The sequence below is a fragment of the Pedococcus sp. P1_H8 genome, assembly GCF_056405175.1.
In genome coordinates, this window is record NZ_JBFUCP010000237.1 from 1 (window position 1) to 448 (window position 448).

Sequence of the window (448 nt, forward strand, 5' to 3'; positions counted from 1 at the left end):
GGGATGCCCCAGTCGAAGGTGGTCCGCGAGATCGACAGGTCCTTGAGGCCGCCCTTGACGAAGCTGACGATCTCGTTGCGCCGGGTCGCGGGCTCGAGGAACTCGGGCCGGGACTCGTACAGCTCCAGCAACCGGTCCTGGTAGTTCGACAGCCGGAAGAAGTAGGTGGACTCCTCGGTCCACTCCACCGGGGTCCGCGTCTCGGTCGCGAGGCGGGTGCCGTCCTCCTCGACCGTGGTCTCGGCCTCGGTGTAGAACGCCTCGTCGCGCACCGAGTACCAGCCCGAGTAGGTGTCGAGGTAGATGTCGCCGGACTCGACCATCTTCTGCCAGAGCACCTGGCAGGCGGCCTCGTGATCGGCGTCGGTGGTCCGGATGAAGCGGTCGAACGAGACCTCGAGGACCTTGTCCAGCGCCTCGAACTGGTCGGAGTTCCGCGCGGCAAGGT

At 66.5% G+C, this 448-nt stretch carries 1 protein-coding gene; it reads right to left on the reverse strand.

The genetic code is table 11. The annotated features are described in order from the left end of the window. A partial coding sequence (locus AC1DYG_RS19770) for a class I tRNA ligase family protein (RefSeq protein WP_477641551.1) occupies positions 1-448 on the reverse strand: 448 nt, incomplete at both ends.